We start from the raw sequence: 255 nt of genomic DNA, 5'->3' as shown, positions 1-255 counted from the left end.
AGTACGGTCGCAAGACTGAAACTCAAAGGAATTGACGGGGACCCGCACAAGCAGTGGAGTATGTGGTTTAATTCGAAGCAACGCGAAGAACCTTACCAGGTCTTGACATCCCTCTGATCGGTCTAGAAATAGGCCTTTCCTTCGGGACAGAGGAGACAGGTGGTGCATGGTTGTCGTCAGCTCGTGTCGTGAGATGTTGGGTTAAGTCCCGCAACGAGCGCAACCCTTATGCTTAGTTGCCAGCAGGTCAAGCTG

Annotated in this window: 1 rRNA gene; it reads left to right on the top strand. The window is 52.2% G+C overall.

The annotated features are described in order from the left end of the window. Nucleotides 1-255: ribosomal RNA gene (locus tag WA407_RS26515) — 16S ribosomal RNA — on the top strand; the annotation flags it as partial.

Origin of the sequence: Paenibacillus sp. 203, from assembly GCF_037027525.1 — a bacterium.
GTDB classification, from domain to species: Bacteria; Bacillota; Bacilli; order Paenibacillales; family Paenibacillaceae; genus Paenibacillus; species Paenibacillus polymyxa_B.
Note: the sequence above shows the minus strand (reverse complement) of the source record. Positions and strands in the feature narration are given on the sequence as shown.